Here is a 19,550-nt window from a genome sequence, read left to right as displayed (position 1 = left end):
TCGTCAATCGTATTTCGACAGGAAGCCGGAGACGGTGGCGAGGCAAAGCTCCTTTTCCTCGACATGCGGCATATGGCTGGAATGCTCGAACAGCACCCACTCGCACCCTTTGACCCGGTCGATATAGGGCTTGACCACGAGCGGCGTCGCCTCGTCGTATTTGCCGGAAATCAGCAACGTCGGCGCCTCGATCAGCGGCAGCCGGTCCTCGATTGTCCAGTCCTTCATCGTGCCGATGACGTGGAATTCCGTCGGGCCGTTCATGTTGCGGTAGACGGTATTGTCCTCGTCCATGGCCGCGAAAGTGCGCGCCACATCGTCCGGCCAGGGCGTGACGCGGCAGACATGGCGGTCGTAGAAGATACGCGAGGCAGCAATGTATTCGGGGTCGGTGATCGTTCCGGCTTCTTCGTGCTTCAGCAGCGTGTCCTGCACATCCTGCGGCAGCTCTTCGCGCAGGCGATTGGCCTCCGCGACCCAGGTATGCATGTTGGCGGGCGAATTGGCGATGACGAGGGCCTTCAGACCCTTCGGCTGGCGCACCGCATGTTCGGCGCCGAGCATCCCGCCCCAGGACTGGCCGAGAAAGGCGTAGCGGTCCTGAATGCCGAGATGCTTCAGGAGCGTATCGAGTTCTTCGAGAAACAGCGCCGGCGTCCAGAAATCCGGTCCCTTCTCAGGCAGCCGCGTCGAATGCCCGTTGCCGAGCTGGTCGTAATGGATGACGGCACGGCCATCGAGCGCGGCGATACCCTTGAAGGAATCGACATAATCGTGCGTGCAGCCGGGACCGCCATGAGCGACAACGAGCGGCAGCTTTCCCGAATCCAGTGAACCGGTGATGCGATACCAGGTGCGGTAATCGCGAAAGGGCAGATAGGCTTCTGTCGTCTGAACGGCGGCCACTGGCGTCTCCATCGTGAGGGCAATGATGGAAAAAGCATAGCGGCGGCGCAAAGCCGAAGGCAGCTATCAGAAGTTATAGGATGGACGATCGTCGAGAAGCCGGTAATGCGTGGCGCGCACGACCGCCTGCGTGCGGTTACGGGCGCCGAGCTTCTTGGCCGCGGCGTTCAGATGCATCACCACAGTCGGCACCGACCGGTCGATGATCCGCGATATCTCCTTCGCCGATAGCCCCTCGGCCGAATATCGCAGGCATTCGCGCTCGCGCTCCGTCAGGCGGATCTTGCCAACGCTGCGGGCCTCGGCATCGAAAAGCGAGAAGGCGGCCTCGTGGAAGACATGCGCCAGGAGATTGAAATCGGCGATGTAGCGCAGCGCATGCTGCTCGAAATCGCCATTGGCGCCAAAGCGGATGCCGGTCACCGTCGCATAGTCGCCGCCCGGCATATGGACCGGCACGGTTACACCCGTCGACATGTCGCGTTCGTTGAGAAAGCGGGTCACAGGCGCCGTATCGGCGCTCATGAAGCGGCTGATCGGCGTGTCGGCGTCTGCGTCATAGTTCCAGTAGAACGGCGCCGACGTCCGCAGCGCCACCTGCTGCACCGGGTCTATACGAAAATAGCCGCGGTCGAACCAATACTCCCGCATGTCTTCGGAAATGTTGCGCAGCTTCAGCAGCGACGGGATCATTACCTCGCCGTCGAGATCGTAAGGCACCGGCGTATAGTCGTAGATCAGGGCCTCGAAACCGAGTGCCTTCATGGCCTCGAAAACCTGGTCGATCCGCCCCTCCAGCGTCTGGTGGGCTGAAAATTGCCGTCTGATCGTGCCGATCTCGTCAAGCATGGCAGGCTCCATCGGTGGCTCACCACCTATCACTTCTTATAGCTGGCAAAGACTGCGGTTTAAGATAAAAATTTAGCCATGCCCAATTATTGAGCAAGCGAAATCTTCTGCCGGAGCGGTCAATGTGGCGTGAAATCGAGCCTGAGGCGCGACATGAAATCGAGGTCGACGGCCACAAGGTCGTAGCCTACAGCTTCGGCAGCGGAAGCGAAACGGTTTTCTGCCTGAATGGCGGCCCCGGCCTGCCCTGCGATTATCTGCGCGAAGCCCATTCCTGTCTGATCGACAAGGGCTACCGCGTCGTCGCCTTCGACCAGCTCGGCACCGGCGCTTCGGACCGCCCGACCGACGTCTCGCTCTGGACGATCGGCCGCTATGTCGAGGAGACGGAGACCGTGCGCAAGGCGCTCGGCCTCGGCAAGGTCCATATGCTCGGCCATTCCTGGGGCGGCTGGCTGGCGATCGACTATGCGCTGACCTATCCCGAAAACCTCCAGACGCTCATCCTCGAAGATACCGTCGCCGACATGCCGCATCTGATCTCGGAGCTGGAGCGGCTGCGCGCCGCACTCGGTCCGGAAACGGTATCGATGATGCAGAAGCATGAGGCGCAGGGCACCTACAATCACCCGGAATATCTGGCGGCGGTGACGATCCTCAATTATCGCCACGTCTGCCGCCTGCCGGAGTGGCCCGCCCCCGTGCGCCGCTCGCTCGACGACTGGAACATGGGTCCCTACGAGACCATGCAGGGGCCGAACGAGTTTCTCTATATCGGCAATCTGAAGGACTGGAACCGCATTCCCGACCTGCCGCGCGTGACTGTCCCGGTTTTGATTACCACCGGCGAGCATGACGAACTGACACCGGCCTGTGCGCTGCGAATGAAGCTCGCACTGCCGAATGCCGAACTCAAGGTCTTCGCCAATGCCAGCCACATGCCCTTCTACGAGAACCCGCAGGATTATTATCCGGCGCTGATCGATTTCCTGTCGCGGCATGGGGCAAGCTGATGCAGTGTAGCGAGATCGAAGCCGGGCGAAGACAGGGGGGCCAGCGCCGCCATGCATCGTTATAAATTCATATTGACCCGTCCATTTCAGTTTCTGCCTGTTATTTTCGGCATTAGTGTTATCACTTTTATCCTCGTGCGCCTGATCCCCGGAGACCCGGCTCGCAATATTCTCGGCACCCGCGCCACACCGACCGCCCTTGCCAATATCCGCGCCCAATACGGCCTCGACCAGCCGATGTGGCTGCAATATTTCTACTTCCTGAAAAACCTCGCGAATGGCGAGATGGGCAAGTCGATCCTCTACAAGATCGATGTCCTGCCGCTGATCGCCACCCGCATCGAGCCGACCATCGCGCTGGTTCTCACAAGCGTCATCCTGTCGATCCTGATCGCCGTGCCGATGTCGGCGATTGCGGCACGAAATGCCGGCCGCGCTCCCGACCATGCGGTGCGCGTCATCTCCACCTTCGGCATCGGCTTTCCGCCATTCTGGCTCGGCCTGATGCTAATCATTCTCTTCAGCGTCGAACTCGGCATTCTGCCGGTCTCCGGCTACGGGACGACACTTGGCGACAAGCTCTCGCATCTGATCCTGCCGAGCCTCACCGTGGCGCTGTCGCTCTCGACGGTGCTGACCCGCAGCCTGCGCTCGGCGATGATCGAAGCGCTGAAATCCGATGTGGCGACGGCTGCCCGCGCCCGCGGCATGCCCGAAAGCATCGTCTTCTGGCGCCATGTACTGCCGAATTCGCTGGTACCGACGATCAATCTGCTCGCCGTCAATATCGGCTGGCTGATCGGCGGCACCGTGGTGGTCGAAAGCGTCTTCGCCCTGCCCGGCATGGGCCAGCTTCTGGTGCGCGCCATCTTCTCGCGCGACTACATGGTGGTTCAGGGCGTCGCCATGACATTCGCCTGCGCCACCGTTCTCGTCAATTTCCTGGCTGACATCGTCACCGTCGCCGTCGATCCGAGAGTGAAGCTATGAGCGTCGGCACCTTCTCTCCCGCGCCAATCGCCTGGCGCCGTTTCTTCGGCCGCCGCCTGACGCTGGTCATCGGCGCCGGCATGCTGCTGTTCTTCCTGCTGCTGGCGATCGGCGCCCCCATCATCGCGCCCTATGACCCGATCCTGCAAAATGCCGACGCCCGGCTGCAGTCGCCGTCACTGGCGCATCTGTTCGGCACCGACAATTTCGGCCGCGACATCCTCTCGCGCGTCATCTGGGGCACCCGCATCGACCTGCAGATCGCCGTCATCGGCGTGCTCTTCCCTTTCCTGATCGGCACGACGGTCGGCACCATCGCGGGCTTCTTCGGCGGTCTCGTCGATGCCATCTTCATGCGCATCGTCGACATCATTCTGGCCTTCCCGTTCCTGGTGCTGATGCTGTCGATCATCGCCATTCTCGGACCGGGACTGAGCAGCTTCTATATCGCCATGGCGCTGGTCGGCTGGGTCTCATATGCCCGGCTGATCCGCGCGCAGATGCTGGTCCTCAAAAGCTCCGACTATGCCGTCGCCGCCGTCAGCCTCGGCTTCAGCCGCACGCGCATCATGTTCCGCCATCTGCTGCCGAACGCCATTGCCGGGTCGATCGTCTTCTCGATGTCGGACGCCACGCTGGTGCTGCTGAGCGGCGCAGCGGTCAGCTATCTCGGCCTCGGCGTGCAGCCGCCCCTTGCCGAATGGGGCGTCATGGTCGCGGAAGGCCAGAGCTTCATCACCACGGCATGGTGGATCACGCTCTTCCCGGGCCTGTCGATCGTCTGCCTCGCTTTTGGTTTCAGCATGCTGGGTGATGCGCTCGGCGAACTTCTTGGGGTTCACGAATGAGCGCGTCCGTGCTTTCCGTCCGCGACCTGACGGTTAAGGTCCATCTCGACGGCGGGACGCGAACGCTGATCGACAACGTCGCGCTCGATCTCGCCAAGGGCGAAATCCTTGGCCTCGTCGGCGAGAGCGGCTCGGGCAAGAGCCTGCTCTGCCGCTCGCTGGTGCGGCTGATGCCGTCGTCGCTGATCAAGATCGAGCAGGGCACGGTGCTGCTGGAGGGCCGGGATCTCACCGCCGTCAGCGATGCCGAAATGCTTGAGGTCCGCGGCGGCGAGATCGGCATGATCTTCCAGAACCCGACCAGCCATCTCGACCCGGTCATGCGGATCGGCGACCAGATCGCCGAAGGCATCCGCTATCACCAGGGACTGGGCGCAAGAGAGGCGCGGACCGCCGCCGTCGAAATCCTGACGCAGGTCGGCTTTCCCGATCCCGCCAGGCAATATGACAGCTACCCGCACGAGTTTTCCGGCGGCATGCGCCAGCGCGCCATGATTGGCGTCGCACTCTCGTGTAACCCGAAAATTCTGATCGCCGACGAACCGACGACAGCCCTCGACGTCACGATCCAGGCGCAGATCCTGAAGCTCCTGATGGATATCCGCGACAAGCGCGGCCTGTCGATCATCCTCATCACCCACGATCTCGGCATCGTCGCCCAGACCTGCGACCGCATCGCGGTGATGCGCAACGGCAAGCTCCTGGAACAGGGCCCTAAGCGGACGATCCTGTCGCGCCCGCAGGATCCCTACACGATCAACCTGATCAACAGCCACCCCTCGATGCCCGATGAGGCGGCACCGCCCGTAGCCGTGATCGCGCCAGCCGAGACAGCCGTTCGCCCGCTGCTCGAAATCGACGATCTCCATGTTCGCTTCAAGACCGGCGGCAGCCTGTTCAAGGCGAGCACCAAGACCGTGAGTGCCGTTGCCGGTGTCAGCCTGCGCGTCATGCCCGGCGAGACGATCGGCATCGTCGGCGAGTCCGGCAGCGGCAAGAGCACGCTGGCGCGGGCCATCTTGGGCCTGACCCCGATTTCCGCAGGCCACGTCTCCTTCGACGGCATCGATCTGGCGCAGCAGCGAACCGCCGGCCTTGCGAAGCTGAGACGCGAAGCGGCCATGGTCTTCCAGGATCCCTATAATGCGCTGAACCCGCGGCTCACCATCGGCCAGATGCTCGGCGAAGTGCTGAAGGTTCAGGGCAAGGTGCCGGCCGCCGGCATTCCGGCACGGATCGGCGAACTGCTCGATCTCGTCGGGCTGGAGCGTGAATTCGCCAACCGCAAACCGCGCAGCATGAGCGGCGGCCAGTGCCAGCGCGCCGGTATCGCCCGGGCGCTGGCCGTCGATCCGAAGCTTGTTATCGCCGACGAGTGTGTCGCCGCGCTCGACGTGACGATCCAGGCGCAGATCATCGCGCTGTTCCGCGAACTGACGGCGAAGATGAACCTGACGCTGATGTTCATCGCCCACGATCTGGCGATCGTCCGCAATCTCTGCGAACGCGTCGTGGTCATGTATCACGGCGAAATCGTCGAGGAAGGGCTATCCGAAGAGGTCTTCTCGCGGCCGAAGCATCCCTATACCGCGGCGCTCATTGCCGCCATTCCCGACATCGATCCCGACCGGCCGCTTCTCGGCGGCTCTGGCCTCGGAGAAGACATGCCGTCGATACCGGCTCAGCCTGCCAAACGCATACCATAACAAAGAAGGGAACAGCACATGACCAACAGGTGGAAATCAATCGGACTTGCCGCATTCATCGCCGGCCTCTCGCTGACGGCAAGCTATGCCGAAGCAGCCGGCGTCCTCACCATCGGCCGCCGCGAGGACTCGACGACTTTCGATCCGATCAAGACAGCGCAGAACATCGACAACTGGGTATTCTCCAACGTCTATGATGTGCTGGTACGCGTCGACAAGACCGGCACCAAGCTGGAGCCCGGCCTTGCCGAAAGCTGGACCGCCTCGGAAGACGGCCTCACCTATGTCTTCAAGATCCGCGACGCCAAGTTCTCCGACGGCTCGCCGCTGACGGCCGAAGACGCCGCCTTCAGCCTGCTGCGCATCCGCGACGATCCGGCGTCGCTCTGGAGCGACAGCTACAAGGTGATCGACACCGCCGTCGCCACCGATCCGCACACGCTGACGATCAAGCTCAAGAACCCATCGGCGCCGTTCCTGTCGACGCTGGCACTGCCGAACGCCTCGGTCATCTCCAAGGCAGGCATGGAATCACTGGGGCCTGACGCCTATGCCGAAAAGCCGATCGGATCCGGTGCCTTCACCGTCGACGAATGGCGCCGCGGTGACCGTATCATCCTGAAGAAGAACCCGAATTTCTGGCAGGCCGACCGCGTCAAGCTCGACGGCGTCGAGTGGATCTCGGTTCCCGACGACAACACCCGCATGCTGAACGTCCAGGCTGGCCAGCTCGATGCGGCAATCTTCGTGCCCTTCTCGCGCGTCGAGGAGATGAAGAAGGATGCCAACCTCAACGTCCTTATCGATCCGTCGACCCGCGAAGATCACCTCCTGATCAACCATGCCCATGGAGATCTCGGCAAGAAGGAGGTTCGGCAGGCGCTCGATCTCGCCATCGACAAGAAGGCGATCGTCGATGCCGTGACCTTCGGCCAGGGTACCGTTGCCAATTCCTATATCCCGAAGGGCGCCCTCTACTATTACGCCGACAACCTGCAGCGCCCCTATGATCCTGAAAAGGCAAAGAAGATGCTGGCCGACGCCGGCGTTTCCAACCTAACGCTGAACTATCTCATCCGCGCCGGCGACGAAGTGGACGAGCAGACCGCGGTTCTCGTGCAGCAGCAGCTCGCCAAGGCCGGCATCACTGCCAACCTGCAGAAGGTCGATCCGAGCCAGGAATGGGACATGACGGTGGCCGGCGATTACGACATCTCGGTCAATTACTGGACCAACGATATCCTCGACCCGGACCAGAAGACCACCTTCGTGCTCGGCCATGACTCCAACAACAACTACTCGACCAACTACAAGAACGAGGCGGTGAAGGAACTGGTCGCCAAGGCGCGCCTGGAACTCGACCCGAAGAAGCGCGAGCAGATGTATGTCGACCTGCAGAAGACCGCGAAGGACGACGTCAACTGGATCGACCTCTACTACAGCCCCTACATCAACGTGGCGCGCAAGAACGTCGAGAATTTCTACCAGAACCCGCTCGGCCGCTTCTTCCTGGAAGATACGGTCAAGAACTGAGGCATAGAGCTGAACACCGCGTTCCGCCGCCGACGGGCGGCGGAACGTTTCCACCGGAGGAGCATGCGATGGCTACCGATGAAACCGCCTTTACGAGCGTGAGCGAACTCGGGCGCGCCTATCGGGCCGGCACGCTGTCGCCAGTCGATGTCGTCACTGCCGCGCTTCGCCGGCTCGAGGCGCTCGAACCCGGCCTCAACGCCGTCGCCCACCGGCTGGACGCATCGGCACTGGCAGAAGCCGGGCGGGCAGCGGAAGAGCTGCGCGCGGGCAACGATCGCGGTCCGCTGCATGGGATTCCTGTTGCGATCAAGGACCTGATCGAGGTCGAAGGCGCGCCGACCGGCTATGGCAGCAAGGTGCGCGCACCTGTGATCGCAGACGCGGACGCTCTGCTGGTACAGCGGCTGAGGCAGGCCGGCGCGATCATCTTCTGCAAGGCGAACCTGCTCGAATATGCCTATGGCATTGCCCATCCCGATATCGGACAGACCAACAATCCGCATGATACCGGACGCACCTCCGGCGGCTCCAGCGGCGGGTCGGCGGCGCTGGTTGCCTCGGGCATCGTGCCGCTGGCGATCGGCACGGATACCGGCGGCTCGATCCGCATCCCCGCCTCCTACTGCGGCATTGCCGGGCTGAAGCCGAGCTTTGGCTTCGTACCGCTTGACGGTGTCTTCCCGCTGTCCTGGACGCTCGACCATGCAGGGCCGCTCGCCCGCGATGTCGCCGATACGGCGCTGCTGCTCGAAGCGCTGAGCGCCACTCCCCTGCCGCTGACCCCGCCATCGCTATCAGGCATCCGGATCGGCGCCGTGCGCTTTCACTGCGAAAGCCCGGAACTGACACCGGCGGTCGCCGCCAATCTCGCCTGGGCGCTCGATCGTCTCGCCGCGGCTGGCGCCATCGTCAAGCCGATCGACATTCCGGAACTCGCCCGCGCCAATTCCGAACTGCGCCGCATCATACTGCCCGAGGCTTCCGTCATCCACGCACCACTCCACGCCGAAAATCCGGCGGGCTATGCACCGCGCACCCGGGCGCAGGTCGAAGCCGGTTTCGAGGCGAAAGCCGTCGATTATCTGCGCGCACAGGGTTTCCGTGCCGAACTGCGCAATGCCGTCGAAGCGGCCTTCGGTGAAGTCGATGCGCTGATCGGCCCAAGCGTCCCCTTCCCGTCACCGGTCGAGGATCCTGAATTCACCGAGGATGGCGAGGAAGGCGAAATGCTCTCCAGCGGCTTCGCCAACATGACCGGCCAACCCTCGATCAGCATACCCTCCGGCATGGACGGCCACCTGCCGCTCGGCCTGCAGCTCACCGGGCCGCTCGGCGCAGACCACCGCCTGCTGCAGATCGCCTTCGGCGTCGAGACAGCGCTCGCAGCATGGCGAAAGCCGTCAACAACGACACGAACTAGTACTCGTCGATCATGACCTTGTGCGTTTCCGTGACGTTCCGATAGGTCCTTTTCGGCGGCATGTAGTCGATCGGGCGGATCGGGTTTTTGACTTCGTGAGGCTCCAGCTGCCGTTTCGACTGCCGCCTCTCCGGATCGGGGATCGGGACGGCGTCGAGCAGCTTGCGCGTATAGGGATGCTGAGGGTTCCCGAATATCTCTTCCCGCGTTCCCGTCTCGACGATCTCGCCGAGATAGATCACCGCGACTCGGTGGCTGATCCGCTCGACGACGGCCATGTCGTGCGAGATAAAGAGATAGGAGAGACCGAGGCTTCGCTGCAGCTCCATCATCAGGTTGATCACCTGCGCCTTGACCGACACATCGAGAGCCGCGACCGATTCATCGGCGACAATCACCTTGGGAGACAGCGAAAGGGCGCGAGCGATACAAATGCGCTGGCGTTGCCCGCCGGAGAACTGATGCGGCAGACGCCCTGCCATCGCCGGGTCGAGACCAACCTTGATCAGCAGGTCAGCCACCAGCCGCTCAGCCTCCTGCACCGTTCCCAATCGATGTGTCAGGAAAGGCTCGGCAATCGCCTGCCCGACCGTGCGCCGCGGGCTGAGGCTTGCGAAGGGATCCTGGAAGATCATCTGGATATTGCGGCGCGCTACCCGCAGCTGTTCCGCCGGCATATCGATCAGCTCGTCGCCGCAGAGGTGAACCGAACCGCCCTTCGGCTCGATCAGCCGCATGATGGATCGGCCGATCGTCGACTTGCCGCAGCCGGATTCTCCAACCAGCGAGAGGGTTTCGCCCTCCCGCAGATCGAAGGAGACATCCTCCACTGCGTGGATCCGGCTGGACACCTTGCCCAGCAATCCGGCACGTATATCGAAGCGAGCGCTGAGATTTCTGACCTCCAGCAGCGGCTTGCCAGCAGCGGCAGCCTCCGGCCTCTCCACATCCTGCTGAGTGATCTCTCCCGAACGCTTGTCGGCGATCGGAAAAGGTTTCGGAGCGAGCTCCCCCTTCATCGCTCCCAGCACCGGCACGGCGTGTAGAAGTGCGCGGGTGTACGGGTGATTGGCCTTGCGGAATATCGCTTCGGTCGACCCGGCCTCCACCGCCTCGCCTTCCAGCATGACGACGGTGCGTTCGGCGATCTCGGCGACGACACCCATGTCATGGGTGATGAACATCACGGCCATGTTCTCCTCATCCTGCAACTGCTTGATGAGGTTGAGGATCTCGGCCTGGATCGTGACATCGAGTGCCGTGGTCGGCTCGTCGGCGATCAGCAGCTTCGGCTTGCAGGCAAGCGCCATGGCGATCATCGCGCGCTGCCGCATGCCACCGGAGAAATTATGCGGATAATCATGGTAGCGCCGTTGCGCGGCCGGAATCTTGACGCGCTCCAGCAATCTCAGCGCTTCAGCTTCGGCCTCCTGCCCGCCCAGCGACCGGTGAACCGTCAATGCCTCGACGATCTGCTCACCGATCGTGAAAACCGGATTGAGGCTGGTCATGGCCTCCTGGAAAATCATCGAGATCCCGTTGCCGCGGACCTTGCGCATCTCTTCTTCCGGTAGGCTGAGAAGCTCACGGCCATTCAGCCGGACGGCCCCTTCGATCCTGGTTTTCTCGTCCGGAAGCAGCCGCATGATCGAGAAGGCGGTCACGCTCTTGCCGGAGCCGGATTCGCCGACGATCGCCAGCGTCTCGCCGGCGCGGATGTCGAACGAAATACCCTTGACGACGCTGTTCCAGCCGCCGGCCGCGCGGAATGATGTCCTCAAGTTCTCGACTGCGAGAACCGGCGACGATCCGGCGTCCGAAAGAACCGGGTTGTCTGTGAGCGCTCCGTTTGTCGCCATGGCGGTCACCGCGTCCTTTTCCTCAAGATTGGTCGCCGTCATTCGGCAGCATCCGGATCAAGTGCATCGCGCACGGAGTCGCCGATGACGTTGAAGGCGAGCACGACAATGGTGATCGAAGCACCGGCGCCGATGATCGACCAGGGAGAGCCAAAAACGTTGCTGAGCCCGTCGCGGATGATATTGCCCCAGCTCGCCTGCGGCGGCTGCGTTCCGATGCCGAGAAAGCTGAGCGCCGCTTCGAGACGGATCGCCGATGCGATCCACAGCGTCAACAGCAGGACGATCGGCGCCGAGATGTTCGGCAATATGTGCCTGGTGATGATCACAGGCGTGCGCACGCCGATCGCGATGGAGGATTCGATATAGGGTTCCTGCTTGATGGAGAGCGTCGAGGCGCGCGACACACGCGCAAAACCCGGAACGAACGCAATCGTCAGGACGGCAACGACATTCCAGAAGCCGCCGCCAAGTGCTGCCGAAATGATGATCGCCAACAGCAATTCCGGAAAGGCCATCATCAGATCGATGAGGCGCGTGACAATGCGGTCGGTGATGCCGCCGAAATAACCGGCCATGACACCAAGCGTAGTGCCGATGATCGCCGCCAGGGCGGGCGCGATAAGCCCGAATATCAGGGAATTTCGCGAGCCGTAGATCAGTCGCGAAAGAACGTCGCGGCCGAACTGGTCTGTGCCCAGCCAATATTCTGCCGAGGGATAGGCACTGATAGCAAAATAGCTCTGCTTCAGCGGGTCGTAGGGGGCAATCCAGGGCGCAAAGGCCGCAATGCCGCAGAAGATCAGGATGACGATCGACGCCAGGATCGTCGAGGGCTTCGACAGGATCGCCTGACGGATGATCCGGAAATAATTTGTCTCGAGGACGATGACGGGGGCGTTGTCTGCAAGAGCCATCTCTTATCCCCTGATGCGCGGATCGACGAGCGTATAGACGATGTCGACGATGAGATTGATGAGGACGACGAAGAAGGCGAAGACGACGACACCGCCCTGGATGAGGGGATAGTCTCGCACCGAGATCGCGTTGATCAGCGTCTCCCCGATGCCTGGCCGATTGAAGACGAGTTCGATCGCAACGGAACCAGACAGCGTTGCCAGCAGGCTGAGGCCAAGGCCGGTCACGACCGGCAGCAGTGCGTTACGAAGACCATGCTTGTAGATGATCTTGCTGCGCGGAACGCCCTTGGCCTTGGCGGTGCGCATGTAATCCTTGGACAGTACTTCCAGAAGCGAGGTTCGCGTCAGGCGGCCGAGGAAGGCGATCTTGACCATCGCCAGCGTCACCGCCGGCAGGATCAGATGGTAGATGCGATCGATGAAGCCGTCGCCACCGCCGTTGATCGGGAACCAGCCGAGATTGAGCGCGAAGGCAATCAACAGGAGCGCGCCGAGATAGAAGTCAGGAATGGCATAGCCGATCAGCGAGAAGATCCGCATGCCGGAATCCGGCAGACGGTTGCGTTTGACGGCGGCGAGAACGCCGAAGGGAATGCCGAAGACGACGCCGATCAGGGTCGCGCAGATCGTCAGCTCGATCGTGTAAGGCAGGTTTTCCGCCAGGATATCGGCAACCGGCCGGTGCTGCATCAGCGATTGGCCGAAATCCAGACGGATCATGTCCCACAGGAACGAGAAATATTGCTGCCAGAGAGGCGCGTCGAGACCGGTCTGCGACCGGAACAGCGCGAGCTGTTCCGGCGTGGCATAATCTCCGAGCGCCACCAGCGCCGGATCGCCCGGCAATATCCGCAACGCCACGAAGACGAGCGTCAGCACCAGAAATACCGTCGGGACGGCGTCCAGAAGTTTTACGGAGATAATACCGGGCATGACGACCTCGCCTCAAGCGACGCGCTTGGCTTTGGCAAGCGACCAGTATGCGGGACCGGACTCGACCTTATAGCCGATATCGACCCGCGGGTTTCTGGCGATGACATAGGACAATGCGATGATACCGAGCAGCGGCAGGTCGGTCAGGACCTTCTTTTCCGCCTCCTGGATGATCGCGATGCGCTTGTCGAAGTCAGGTTCGTTCTGAGCCTTGGTGAGAAGATCATCTATGCCGGGTATGGCGACGCCGTAATGGCTGTAGTTCCCCTGCCCCTTGCCATCCGCCTTGACCTCCGCCGACGCGGCGAGTTGCGAAGCAAGTGTCAGGGTCGGAACGGGGGGGAAGCTCGAAGAATAGAGCGCCAGCGCGTTCTTGTCCTGCCGGTTGTCGGAATGGAAGGTCGTGTGATCGATGATCTTCAGGTCGAGATTGATCCCGGAGGCGCGAAGCTGCTCCTGGATCATCAGCATGATCGACGCATAGTCTTCACGCTGGCTGACATAGCAGGGAATGGTCACGCCATCAGGGAAACCGGCCTCTGCCAGCAACGCCTTGGCCTTCGCCGGATCGGGCTTGTATTGCAGTTCCGGCGGGAGGTCTTCCACCTTCACCGAACCGGCAAACTGCGAAGCGATAACGCCGACCATCGGACTTGCGATGCCCTGGAAGGCGGCGGCGATCGCCGCATTGTCGATGCCATAGCGGATGGCCTGGCGAACCTTCAGATTGTCCAGCGGCTTGCGCGTCAGATTGATGTTCAGCGTATTGTGCGAGCCGGGCGCGGTCGCGTCGAAGATCGTGTCGGCAGAACGCTGTTTCATCGAATTGATCCAGCCCGGCGCGCGAACGCCCTCGATCATGTCGACCTGCCCCGAAGCGAAGGCCAGCGTGCGTGCCGTCGTATCGGCAATGAAGGTGATGCGCAGGTTCGGTGTTGCGGCCGGTCCATCGAAATGTTCCGGGAAGGCCGTCAGCAGCAGACCTTCGGTCGGGCTGAATGACTGCAGCTGGAACGGACCCGTGCCGATCGGATCGGTGTTGTAGGCATCGCCCTTTTCTTCGAACGCCTTTTTCGACATGATCGAAACGCTAAGCGTCGAAGCACAGCTGCCGTTGAAGAGCGGATCGGCGCTCTTGAGCGTGAAGCGGACTGTCATCGGGTCTACCGCTTCACAGGTGGCGATATTCGAATAGAAGACCTTGTTTGCGGTCACTTGCTTCGGATCGAGCTGGCGTTGGAAGGTGAAGACGACATCGTCTGCGGTGACCTCCCCATAGTTCTTGTGGAACTTCACGCCCTTGCGGATCTTGTAGGTCCAGGTCTTCGCATCCGCAGAGGATTCCCAGCTTTCCGCGACGCTTGGCAAAAACTCGTCGGGCTTGACCGCCCAGCGGCCTTCCGGAGGCTTCACCAGCGTATCGAAAAGCTGGTTGATCGCCCAGTTGTCGCCGCCGTTGAGGCCTGTCTGCTGCGGGTTTAGACCGACCGGTGCTCGTGACGCCAATGCGATGGTGATCGTATCATTGTCGGCGGCCTGCGCCGCCTGAAACCCGAAGGTCGAGGCGACCGCCGCGGTTGTGGCCAACAAGCCGGATTGAACGAGAAACTCTCTGCGTGATGTTGTCATATTCCTTCCTCCCAAGGATGTTGTTTTCGCGGACTAGTTCTGGATCGGGATCTTGCGCCGCTCCATTTCAGCCGCATCGAATTCCATGCCGAGGCCTGGTGCCTGCGGCAGTTCGAACCGGCCGTTCTTCGGCTCCGATGGATTGACGAATACGGAAGCTCCTCTCTCCCAGTTATCCGCCAGCTCCACAGGCTTGGCCAAATGCATGATCGTGCTGAGGACATGCATATTTGCGAGATGCCCGACGGTCGGCTGCGTCTGGTGTGGCACGAGTTCGACGCCCGCCGCATGTGCGACCGCTGCACATTTCATAAGGCCAGTGATCCCGCCCATCTTGATGATGTCGGGCTGCACCATGCGGACGCCAGCATCGATGAGATCGCGAAGCGCCTGCAGCGTGTATGTCTGCTCACCTGCCGAAACGGTGATGTCGAGACGCTGCGCCACCTCTCCCATGGCGCGCACGTTGTAGTGCTGCACCGGCTCTTCGAACCAGGTGTAGCCAAGATCCTCCAGCACGCGGCCGACGCGCATGGCGCCACCGACGGAGTAGCCGTTGTTCGCATCGAAGCCGAGAACGAAATCGTCGCCGAGCAGCTTGCGGACAGCCTTTGCCTTGGCGATATCGCCGAGAATATCGACATCCTGCCGGCTGCGGTCGCCATCCCAACGGATCTTGACGGCGGCGGGGTTTTCCTTGGCGACGCGCCGTTCGACCACGCGCACCACCTCGTCCACCGTTCGAGCAGCGTTTCCACCGACTGAGGCATAGCAGGTCAGGCTGGTCTTCCAGGCGCCGCCGAGCAGCTTGTAGACCGGCTGGCCGAGATATTTGCCCTTCAGGTCCCAGAGCGCGATATCGAGCGCTGCAAGGGCTGACGTCGTGATGCCTTCGGGTCCCAGCTTGACGCAACGATGAAAAAGCTCGTCCAGCAAAACGGCATGATCGAGCGCATCCTTGCCGATCAGGAAGGGCGCCATGTCCCGCGCGATGACGACGAGCGAGGCATAGCCTCCCTGCATCGGCGACGCTTCACCGAGGCCGAACAGGCCGTCTTCGGTCTCGATGCGGACAAAGGCGCTTTTCGATGCATTCGGGCCATCGCCCAGCGCCAGTTGAAATGGCTCGATCTTTGTTATCTTCAACGTATTTCCTCCCAATGCTGCCTATCACCACGTGACGGCGATGTATTTCGTCTCCGAGAATTCCAGGATGCCGTGATGGGCGCCCTCCCGCCCGAGACCGCTCTGTTTGACACCTCCGAAAGGGGCCGCCGGATCGGACACCAGGCCGCGATTGAGCCCGACCATCCCGGCTTCCAGCCTTTCGGAAACCCTGAGACCACGCGCGAGATCGCGGGTGTAAACGTAGGAAATCAGGCCATATTCGGTGTCGTTCGCCGCTTTGATCACCTCCTCCTCCGAAGTGAAGGTCGTCAGCGCTGCGATCGGTCCGAAGATCTCCTCACGGATGATGCTGGATTCGGTTGCGACATCGCGAATGACCGTCGGGGGGTAGTAGAAGCCGTCCCGCTCGAGCGGCTTGCCACCGGTCAGGACCTTTGCGCCGCGGGAAGCGGCATCGGCAACGAGACCATCTATACGGTCGAGTGCCTTGCGATTGATGACCGGTCCGCACTGGGTCGCCTTGTCATATCCGGGGCCGACAGCCATGGCGCCCATCCGGGCAGCAAGCTTCGCTGCGAATTCATCGACCACGCCCGCCTGGACGTAGAAGCGGTTGGCAGCCGTGCAGGCCTCGCCGCCATTTCGCATCTTGGCGATCATCGCGCCGTCGATCGCAGCATCGATATCTGCGTCATCGAAAACAATGAAAGGTGCGTTGCCGCCAAGCTCCATCGAGCAGGAGATCACGGTATCGGCCGCCTCATGAAGCAGCTTGCGGCCGACCTCTGTCGAGCCGGTGAAAGACAGCTTGCGGACGCGGGGGTCATGGAGCATCTTGCTGACGACAGGACCCGACCGATCCGTCGTGATGACGTTGACCACGCCATCTGGCACACCGGCCTCCGCATAGAGAGCGGCAAGCGCATAGGCGGTGAGCGGCGTCTCCGTTGCCGGCTTCAGGACGCAGGTGCAGCCGGCAGCGAGCGCCGGAGCGATCTTGCGTGTCGCCATCGCCGCTGGAAAATTCCAGGGGGTGACGAGTACCGCGACACCAATCGGCTGGTGCTGCACGATGATCTTGTTCGCGCCTGAGGGCGCGGTCGAGATCTCGCCGTTGAGGCGCACGGCCTCCTCCGAAAACCAGCGGAAGAACTCCGCTGCATAGGCGACTTCGCCCTGCGCGTCGCTGAGAGCCTTGCCGTTTTCGAGACTTATAAGCTCGGCAAGCATCTGCTTGCGCTCGATCATCAACTCGAAGCAGCGCCGCAGAATTTCCGAGCGTTTGCGTGGGGCCGTCGCTGCCCAGCCAGCCGCTGCCTGATGAGCGGCTGCGACGGCATCCAGAGCGTCGTCGATCGAGGCATCCGCGACGGCGGCAATCACAGCCCCCGTCGACGGGTCGATGACATCGAGCCGCTTGCCTGTGCTTCCGCTACGCCACGTGCCGCCGATGAACAGGTCCGTCGGAACAGCATCGATATCGAAGCCGATCTCAGGTTTGATCTTCTCCATGAGGGTCATGGTCAGCTTGCCTTCCTTAAGCGAGAGTCGGCCCGCAGGCCGTCGCGGTTGCCGCCGAACGAGGCTTCCACGAGAATTTTCATTGTCTCAAGTTCGAGTGGCCGCGGATTGTTCTTGATCAACCTGGCGCTTCCCATCGCCTGCTCAGCAACCTGCGACAGCTGTGCGCTGGTGACGCCGAGATCGGCGATCGTTCTGGGAATGCCGATATCAGCAAACAGCGCTGCGACGGCGTCGATCGTGGCATCCGCCTGCTGCTCAAGCGAAGCGGTCTTGATGTCCAGTCCCATCGCCTGACCGATCTCGGCCAGTTCGGGTTCGCAATAGCCGCGATTGAACTCCATCACATAGGGCATCATCACAGCGACGCCGGCGCCGTGCGCAGTATGGGTCATGGCTCCCACCGGATACTGGACGGCGTGGGCCGCGGCGGTACCAGCAGTGCCGAACGCTAGGCCGGCTGCCGTCGCTCCGAACATCAAACGCTGCCGGGCTTCGAAATCCTGCCCGTTTTCGCAAGCTCGCTTCAGGCTCGCCGATATGTGCTGGATCGCCAGCAAGGCATAGTGGTCGCTCAGTGCGTTCTTGCCGAGAAACACGTGCTCGTGTGCGATGGTCCCGGTCGGCTCGCGCCGCACGGTGGTGAAAGCCTCGATCGCATGCGTCAAGGCGTCGGCTCCAGATACCGCCGTCAGCCCCGGTGGACACGAATAGGTCAGCTCCGGATCACAGATTGCCGTGTGGCATATGAGATGGGGGCTGGCGATGCCGACCTTGACCGCCCTGTCCGGATCGGTGATGACGGCGACAGGCGTCACTTCGGAGCCGGTACCCGCGGTGGTCGGCAACAGGATCAGCGGCAGGACTGGCCCGGGAACCTTGAACTCGCCGTAATAGTCTGACGCCCGTCCCCCGTGGCTCAAGAGCAGCGCGGCGACCTTGGCGGCATCCAAGCAACTGCCTCCGCCAATGCCGATGACCATGTCTGCGCCGAAAGAGGCTCCGGCCTCCAGCGCACTGTTGATGCATCCGAGCGGCAGCTCGGCGATCGTCTGATCAAAGACCTTCACATCGATGCCTGCCGCCTTCAGGCTGTCGATGAGCACCCGAAAATCCTTCTCGGCGCTCAACCGCTCGTCGGTGACTACCAGGGCCTTGCGGCCAAGCGTCGATGCAAATCCGGGCAAGGCGGCGCGCTGGCCTGTGCCGAAGACCAGGTTTCGCGGGCTGCGTAAAGTTCCAAACAGCGACAACGTCCTTCCTCCCGGTTTCGCTAGGCTGTTGCTTCAAGACAGGCGAGCGCCTGCAGGCGCGCCAATATTTCGTCGGCGATCGGAATTCCTTCCCTCAATCGCTTGTCCCGGCAGGCCCTTCCGCGTTCGCCGGGTATCAGGACCTCCGAAAACCCGTCTGCCGGCGGCAGCGTCCGGATTTCCTCGAGATAGGCCTGCAGATCGCGCCTCGGCCCGTCGATGACGATGAAGACGTCACCCTTGTTGCAGATGCTGTCGTCGTCGAGCGTGCCCTTGACATCCCGGCCGATGGCCGCGCCGGAAAGACTGCTGACGATCAGTTCGAATGCCAGACCGAGCGCATAACCCTTGGCCTGGCCGAAGGGTCCGATCGCGCCCTGCTTGGCGGCAGCGGCGTCGGTCGTCGGGTTTCCGGCGCCGTCCACAGCCCAGCCCTCAGGGATCGGCTCTCCGCGATTTGCGTGATCGTGGATTTCCCCCATCGAGACGACGCTCGTCGCGGTGTCCATCATGAAAGGCGCGCTACCTGTAGGGATGCCGATGGCGATCGGGTTGGTTCCGAGCATCGCCCGTCGCCCACCCCAGGGATGAACGAGCGCCTCGCTGGTCGAAAGGGCGATCACCGTATAACCTTCTTCGGCGACACGCTCGGCATACCATCCCAACATCCCGATATGGTTTGAATTGGTGATCGCAGCGAGGGCGACGCCGTTTTCGCGGGCGCGCTGCTTCAGGGCCTCCAGCGCGGCATTGGCAACCACCGGGCCTAGCCCACGCTGGCCATCAACAGCAAGGAATCCGGGCGAACGCCAGACGTGCTCTCCGATGGCATCCGGATCGGTCACACCGTTTCTGACCCTCTGGACGATGCGCTCCAACCGCAGAAGACCATGTGAGGGAACGCCGCGAAGCTCAGCTTCCATCAGCAGGTCGACCTGCTGGCGGCGATGATTGCTGGCGACGCCGGCACGTTCGAGAACGCTACCGGCCAGAGCCCTGAGCTTGCTTGCTTCAACAACAGTCACAATATAAAATCCGA

General features: G+C 62.0%; 16 protein-coding genes. 6 read left to right on the top strand and 10 right to left on the bottom strand.

Annotated elements, in window-relative coordinates:
- Positions 1-3 precede the first annotated feature (3 nt).
- Positions 4-918 (bottom strand): proline iminopeptidase-family hydrolase, encoded by a 915-nt coding sequence (locus ACODR6_RS07680; protein ID WP_489021978.1) that lies wholly within the window; start codon positions 916-918, stop codon positions 4-6.
- A 54-nt stretch (positions 919-972) separates the two neighbouring features.
- Entirely contained in the window at positions 973-1,755 is a 783-nt protein-coding gene (locus tag ACODR6_RS07675) for a LuxR family transcriptional regulator (protein WP_112711321.1), read from the bottom strand.
- A gap of 122 nt (positions 1,756-1,877) precedes the next feature.
- Between ACODR6_RS07675 and ACODR6_RS07670 the strand changes: the two genes are divergently transcribed.
- The 6 genes from ACODR6_RS07670 (at position 1,878) to ACODR6_RS07645 (ending at position 9,284) form a co-directional block, all read left to right on the top strand.
- Positions 1,878-2,768 carry a proline iminopeptidase-family hydrolase gene (locus tag ACODR6_RS07670; RefSeq protein ID WP_489021975.1) on the top strand — a complete coding sequence of 297 codons (891 nt, stop codon included), beginning with the start codon at positions 1,878-1,880 and terminating at the stop codon, positions 2,766-2,768.
- Between the two features lie 51 nt (positions 2,769-2,819).
- Positions 2,820-3,758 carry an ABC transporter permease gene (locus ACODR6_RS07665; RefSeq protein ID WP_112711091.1) on the top strand — a complete coding sequence of 313 codons (939 nt, stop codon included), beginning with the start codon at positions 2,820-2,822 and terminating at the stop codon, positions 3,756-3,758.
- Positions 3,755-4,606 carry an ABC transporter permease gene (locus ACODR6_RS07660; RefSeq protein WP_489021973.1) on the top strand — a complete coding sequence of 284 codons (852 nt, stop codon included), beginning with the start codon at positions 3,755-3,757 and terminating at the stop codon, positions 4,604-4,606. The genes ACODR6_RS07665 and ACODR6_RS07660 overlap by 4 nt, the downstream gene beginning before the upstream one ends.
- Positions 4,603-6,312, top strand: a complete 1,710-nt coding sequence (locus ACODR6_RS07655) for a dipeptide ABC transporter ATP-binding protein (protein WP_489021971.1) — start codon at positions 4,603-4,605, stop codon at positions 6,310-6,312. Before ACODR6_RS07660 ends, ACODR6_RS07655 begins: the two co-directional genes overlap by 4 nt.
- 18 nt (positions 6,313-6,330) lie before the next feature.
- Complete coding sequence (locus ACODR6_RS07650; RefSeq protein ID WP_112711094.1) at positions 6,331-7,845, top strand: ABC transporter substrate-binding protein; 1,515 nt, start codon at positions 6,331-6,333, stop codon at positions 7,843-7,845.
- A gap of 68 nt (positions 7,846-7,913) precedes the next feature.
- A complete protein-coding gene (locus ACODR6_RS07645; RefSeq protein WP_489021968.1) occupies positions 7,914-9,284 on the top strand; it encodes an amidase in 1,371 nt (456 codons plus the stop codon).
- Here the strand turns inward: ACODR6_RS07645 and ACODR6_RS07640 are convergent.
- Genes ACODR6_RS07640 through ACODR6_RS07605 form a run of 8 tightly spaced genes read right to left on the bottom strand, consistent with a single transcriptional unit; the run spans position 9,265 to position 19,536 of the window.
- Entirely contained in the window at positions 9,265-11,127 is a 1,863-nt protein-coding gene (locus tag ACODR6_RS07640) for an ABC transporter ATP-binding protein (RefSeq protein WP_489022229.1), read from the bottom strand. The two genes, ACODR6_RS07645 and ACODR6_RS07640, sit on opposite strands and share 20 nt — an antisense overlap.
- A 38-nt stretch (positions 11,128-11,165) precedes the next feature.
- Positions 11,166-12,044, bottom strand: coding sequence for an ABC transporter permease (locus tag ACODR6_RS07635; RefSeq protein ID WP_413712419.1), 879 nt, complete (start codon positions 12,042-12,044; stop codon positions 11,166-11,168).
- Positions 12,045-12,047: 3 nt separating this feature from the next.
- A complete protein-coding gene (locus ACODR6_RS07630) occupies positions 12,048-12,980 on the bottom strand; it encodes an ABC transporter permease (protein ID WP_489021966.1) in 933 nt (310 codons plus the stop codon).
- 12 nt (positions 12,981-12,992) lie between these two features.
- Positions 12,993-14,609 carry an ABC transporter substrate-binding protein gene (locus ACODR6_RS07625; protein WP_413712417.1) on the bottom strand — a complete coding sequence of 539 codons (1,617 nt, stop codon included), beginning with the start codon at positions 14,607-14,609 and terminating at the stop codon, positions 12,993-12,995.
- A gap of 33 nt (positions 14,610-14,642) precedes the next feature.
- Positions 14,643-15,755 (bottom strand): mandelate racemase/muconate lactonizing enzyme family protein, encoded by a 1,113-nt coding sequence (locus ACODR6_RS07620; RefSeq protein WP_489021963.1) that lies wholly within the window; start codon positions 15,753-15,755, stop codon positions 14,643-14,645.
- Positions 15,756-15,779: 24 nt separating this feature from the next.
- Positions 15,780-17,249, bottom strand: coding sequence for an NAD-dependent succinate-semialdehyde dehydrogenase (locus ACODR6_RS07615; protein WP_489022227.1), 1,470 nt, complete (start codon positions 17,247-17,249; stop codon positions 15,780-15,782).
- A gap of 11 nt (positions 17,250-17,260) precedes the next feature.
- Entirely contained in the window at positions 17,261-18,511 is a 1,251-nt protein-coding gene (locus ACODR6_RS07610; protein WP_489021961.1) for an iron-containing alcohol dehydrogenase, read from the bottom strand.
- A gap of 20 nt (positions 18,512-18,531) precedes the next feature.
- Entirely contained in the window at positions 18,532-19,536 is a 1,005-nt protein-coding gene (locus ACODR6_RS07605; RefSeq protein ID WP_489021959.1) for an Ldh family oxidoreductase, read from the bottom strand.
- Positions 19,537-19,550 lie beyond the last annotated feature (14 nt).

Source organism: Rhizobium sp. FG96, assembly GCF_057808655.1.
The sequence above is the reverse complement of the archived record's forward strand: the minus strand, read 5'-3'. Positions and strand labels throughout refer to the sequence as shown.